Raw genomic sequence first — 4761 nt, forward strand, 5'->3', positions numbered from 1 at the left:
GCCAAGGCTGCGGCCCGCCGGGGACGCCCACAAGGGCGCGTCGGAACCGTCGTGCGGGCTGATGACCCCGCGTCAGGAAGCCCCCACCGGAAAACCGCCCCCGTCCCCGCCCGCCACCCCCGGGTCGGGGGCCACGTCGGGGGCTGCGTACGCCGACAGGTCCGGAGCCGTCTCGTGTTCCACCGCCGGGTCGGGGGCCGCGCCCGCCGGGACGTCCGCCGCCAGGTCCTCGTCCGGCGCTGTGTTCTCCGTCACCGCCACCGGCGGGTCCGCCGCGGGGACTCCGGTCAGGAGCGCCAGGAGGCCCGCCACCTGGACGCCTGCCTCCGCCGGGTGTTTGAAGACGGCGCCCGCCGAGATCTCGTACCGGTTGCGCCGGCCGTCCCGGACCCGCTGGAGGTATCCGTCGGACTCCAGGTCGGCCACGATCGTCTGCACCGTGCGCTCGGTGAGCGCGCACGCCAGGGCCACATCCCGCAAACGCACGGCCGGGTCCCGGGCGATGGTCACCAGGACGCGGGCGTGATTTGTCAGGAATGTCCAGTTCTGTCGACGTGTCAGGCTCCCCATGTGGTCATGATGCGTCACATGATTCATGTGACGCAAGACGCGAAACCGGTTTCCGGCATTTCTTGACGTACGAGCAGAAGAGGTCCAGCATCTACGGCAGTCAAGGTCCCGCGCCGCAAGCCGACCAGCCCAAGGAGCGAACCCCATGCAGGTCCGTGCCCACACCACCGCCACTACCGCCCCCGCCGCCACCGACACCCCTGCCCGGGCCCCCCTCCTCCCCGGCCCCCGCCGCTCCGCCGCCACCGCCCGCGGCGCCGGAGTGCCCCGGATCGAGGAGCCCCGCGAGGTGGCCCCGGCGGACGCGCGCGAGTTGTCGAAGGTGTTCTTCAAGCGCCTGCGCGAACTCTCCGAAGGCACCCCGGAGTACCAGTACGTCCGCAACACCCTGATCGAGATGAATGCCTCACTCGTCCAGTACGCCGTGCGCCGCTTCCGCGGCCGGGGTGAGAACGGCGACATCGAGGACATCGTCCAGGTGGGCACCATCGGCCTGATCAAGGCCATCGACCGGTTCGACCCGGCCCGCGAGAACGAGTTCTCCACCCTCGCCATGCCGTACATCACAGGTGAGATCAAGCGGCACTTCCGCGACACCACCTGGGCCGTCCGCGTCCCGCGCCGGCTCCAGGAGCTGCGCATCGACATCGCCAAGGCGAAGGAGGAGCTGACCGTCCGGCTCGACCGCTCGCCGACCGTCGCCGACCTCGCCGCCCACCTCGACCTCACCGACGAGGAAGTCATAGAGGGTCTCGTCGCCGCCAACGGCCACACCAGCGGCTCCCTCGACGCCCCGCAGAGCGAGCACGGTGACGGCTCCGCCGAAGGCCACACCCTCGCCGACGTCATGGGCGAGGAGGAACCGGCCATGGAGCTCGTCGAGGACATCCAGACCCTGGCCCCACTGCTCGAACAGCTCAGCGACCGCGAGCGCACCATGCTCCGGATGCGGTTCGGCGAGGAGCTGACCCAGGCCCAGATCGGCACCGCCCTCGGCATCTCCCAGATGCAGGTCTCCCGGCTCCTGACCCGGCTGCTCGCCCACCTGCGGGCCTCGATGCTGGACGACGCCGCCCCCGCCGCCGCACCGGAGTCCGCCCGCCGCACACCGTGATCCGGGTCACTCCCCGGTTTGCCGCGGCGAACCCCGGGCAAACGCGCCGCTGGAGCGGAACCGTGCCCTCCGGCCCTTGGGGCCGCAGGCGCGGCCCGCGCGGGCCGATCCCGCCCCGCTCCCCGGCCGCCGCCGCCAGCGGTTCGCCGGAGCCGGTACGACCCCCGAGGTGCATGTGTCCACGCTCCAGGCCGAACACGTCTACAAGGTGTTCGGAAGACGCCCCGACCGGCTGGAGGCCGCCGTCCGGGCGCTCTCGAGCGGCGCCGACCGCGACGAGCTGCGCGCCGACGGCACGACGGCCGCTGTGATCGACGCCTCATTCAGCGTCGAGCCCGGCCAGATCTTCGTCGTCATGGGGCTGTCCGGCTCCGGCAAGTCCACCCTCCTGCGGATGCTGAACGGCCTGCTGGAACCCACGGCGGGCCGCATCCTCTTCGACGGCGAGGACCTCACCGCGCTCGGCGCGCGCGAGCTGCGCCGCGTACGGTCCACGAAGATCTCCATGGTGTTCCAGCACTTCGCGCTCTTCCCCCACCGCGACGTGCTGGCGAACGCCGCCTACGGTCTCGAGGTCCAGGGCGTCCCCCGGGCCGAGCGCGAACGGCGCGCCGCCGAGGCGCTGGCGCTGTGCGGGCTCGGCGGCTGGGAGAACTCCTGGCCCGACGAGCTGTCCGGCGGCATGCAGCAGCGCGTGGGCCTCGCCCGCGCCCTGGCCACCGACGCCGACCTGCTCCTGATGGACGAGTCCTTCAGCGCCCTCGACCCGCTGATCCGCCGCGACATGCAGGACCAGCTCCTGGAACTCCAGCGGACCCTGAAGAAGACCATCGTCTTCATCACCCACGACCTGAACGAGGCCATGCGCCTGGGCGACTCCATCGCCGTCATGCGCGACGGCCGCATCGTCCAGCAGGGCACGGCCGAGGACATCCTCACCCGCCCCGCCGACGACTACGTCGCCTCGTTCGTGCAGGACGTGGACCGCTCGCGCGTGCTCACCGCCGACGCCGTCATGGACGAGGCTCCCGCCGGCGCGGACGCCTGCGCCTGCCCCACCGTCAGCGCGGACACCCCGCTCGCCGACCTGTGCGCGGTCAGCGCCCGCGTCCCGCACGCGGTGGCCGTCACGGACGCCGACGGCTCCGTCCTCGGCTCCGTCCCCCAGGACCGGCTCGTCGCCTTCATCGGTGACGAACAGCGGCCCCCGATGGCCTGCCTCGACGCGGAGGTGGCCGCCTGATGCCCCGCCTGCACCTCGGCGCCTGGGCCGACAGCACCGTCGACTTCCTCCAGCGCCACCTCTCCTGGCTCTTCGACGCCATCAGCGCCCTCGTGACCGGCCTCTACGACGGCCTCGACGCGGTGCTCTCCGCACCGGCCCCGCTGCTCTTCGCGGGCATCCTCGCCGTCGCCGCCTGGTGGCTGCGCGGCCTGCTCGCGGGCCTGCTGGCCTTCGCCGGGTTCGCGCTCGTCGACTCGGTGGCCCTGTGGGACGAGGCGATGTCCACGCTGTCCCTGGTCCTCGTCGCCACCCTCGTCACGCTCGTGTTCGCACTGCCGCTGGGCGTCTGGGCCTCCCGGTCCGACCGGGTCAGCGCCACCCTGCGGCCGGTCCTGGACTTCATGCAGACCATGCCGGCCATGGTCTACCTGATCCCCGGCATCATCTTCTTCGGCGTGGGCGTGGTCCCCGGCATCATCGCCACGATCATCTTCTCGCTGCCGCCCGGCGTACGGATGACCGAACTCGGCATCCGCCAGGTCGACGGCGACCTCGTCGAGGCCGCCGAAGCCTTCGGCACCACCCCGCGCGACACGCTGTTGCGCGTCCAGCTCCCGCTGGCCCTGCCCACCATCATGGCGGGCGTCAACCAGGTCATCATGCTCGGCCTGTCCATGGTCGTCATCGCCGGCATGGTCGGCGGCGGCGGACTCGGCGGCGCCGTCTACCGCGCCATCGGCAACGTCGACATCGGCCTCGGCTTCGAGGCGGGCGTCTCCATCGTCATCCTCGCCATGTACCTGGACCGGATGACCGGAGCCCTGGGCCGCCAGGTCTCCCCGCTCGGCCGCCGCGCCCTCGAAAAGGCCCGGTCGGCCGCGACCGGCGCGGCCAAGGTCTGGAGCCACCGGCCGCAGCCCGCGTACGCGATCACCGGCGCCGTCGTCCTGGCCCTCGTGGCCGGCGGCATGAGCACCTTCGGCTCCTCAGAGGAGTCCGGCCCGGCCGGCGCCGACGACATCGGGAAGGGCCGCACCGTCTCGATCGGCTACATCCCCTGGGACGAGGGCATCGCCTCCACCTTCCTCTGGAAGGAGCTCCTGGAGCAGCGCGGCTTCAAGGTCGACGCCCGCCAGCTGGAGGCCGGCGCCCTCTACACCGGCCTCGCCGGCGGCCAGCTCGACTTCCAGACCGATGCCTGGCTGCCCGTCACGCACGCCCAGTACTGGGAGAAGTACGGCGACAAGCTGGAGGACCTCGGCTCCTGGTACGGGCCCACCTCGCTGGAGCTCGCCGTCCCCTCGTACATGAAGGACGTCCGCTCGCTGGCCGACCTCAAGGGCAAGTCCGGCCGGTTCAAGGGCCGGATCATCGGCATCGAACCGAGCGCCGGCGAGATGTCCATCCTCAAGGACAAGGTGCTGGGGGAGTACGGCCTCGACGGGGAGTACGAGGTCGTCGACGGCTCCACCCCGGGCATGCTCGCCGAGCTGAAGCGGGCCTACGAGAAGAAGGAGCCCGTCGCGGTCGTCCTCTGGTCCCCGCACTGGGCCTACTCCTCGTACCAGCTCACCAAGCTGGAGGACCCCAAGGGCGCCTGGGGCAAGGGTGACGGCATCCACACCCTCGCGCGCAAGGGCTTCGCCGCCGACGAGCCGAAGGTGGCCGAGTGGGTGCGCGACTTCAAGCTCACCGAGGCCCAGCTCACCAGCCTGGAGGCGATGATCCAGGAGACCGGCAAGGGCAAGGAGCAGCAGGCGGTCCGCGCCTGGCTGAAGGACCACCCGGAGGTCGCGGCCCTCTCCTGACCCCCGTACGTACGCGCCGGAGCGCGCGGGACCGTGAAGGTCCC

Annotated in this window: 4 protein-coding genes; 3 read left to right on the forward strand and 1 reads right to left on the reverse strand. The window is 71.8% G+C overall.

Features of this window, described 5'->3' with window-relative positions:
• Window positions 1-72: 72 nt before the first annotated feature.
• Window positions 73-486: a helix-turn-helix transcriptional regulator gene (locus ACFV0Q_RS38420; RefSeq protein ID WP_385012325.1), complete on the reverse strand. Its 414-nt coding sequence runs from the start codon at window positions 484-486 to the stop codon at window positions 73-75.
• A 229-nt stretch (window positions 487-715) separates the two neighbouring features.
• Here ACFV0Q_RS38420 and ACFV0Q_RS38425 point away from each other — a divergent pair, with 229 nt between their 5' ends.
• The 3 genes from ACFV0Q_RS38425 (at window position 716) to ACFV0Q_RS38435 (ending at window position 4717) form a co-directional block, all read left to right on the forward strand.
• Complete coding sequence (locus ACFV0Q_RS38425; protein ID WP_385012327.1) at window positions 716-1684, forward strand: SigB/SigF/SigG family RNA polymerase sigma factor; 969 nt, start codon at window positions 716-718, stop codon at window positions 1682-1684.
• Window positions 1685-1859: 175 nt separating this feature from the next.
• Complete coding sequence (locus tag ACFV0Q_RS38430; RefSeq protein WP_385012330.1) at window positions 1860-2927, forward strand: glycine betaine/L-proline ABC transporter ATP-binding protein; 1068 nt, start codon at window positions 1860-1862, stop codon at window positions 2925-2927.
• Window positions 2927-4717 (forward strand): ABC transporter permease/substrate binding protein, encoded by a 1791-nt coding sequence (locus ACFV0Q_RS38435; protein WP_385012328.1) that lies wholly within the window; start codon window positions 2927-2929, stop codon window positions 4715-4717. Before ACFV0Q_RS38430 ends, ACFV0Q_RS38435 begins: the two co-directional genes overlap by 1 nt.
• Window positions 4718-4761: the final 44 nt, after the last annotated feature.

Origin of the sequence: Streptomyces sp. NPDC059564 (genome assembly GCF_042735575.1) — a bacterium.
Classification (GTDB): domain Bacteria; phylum Actinomycetota; class Actinomycetes; order Streptomycetales; family Streptomycetaceae; genus Streptomyces.

Coding starts and splice junctions, on each gene's coding strand:
- ACFV0Q_RS38425 (WP_385012327.1), top strand. CDS start 716: ATGCAGGTCCGTGCCCACACCACCGCCACTACCGCCCCCGCCGCCACC.
- ACFV0Q_RS38435 (WP_385012328.1), top strand. CDS start 2,927: ATGCCCCGCCTGCACCTCGGCGCCTGGGCCGACAGCACCGTCGACTTC.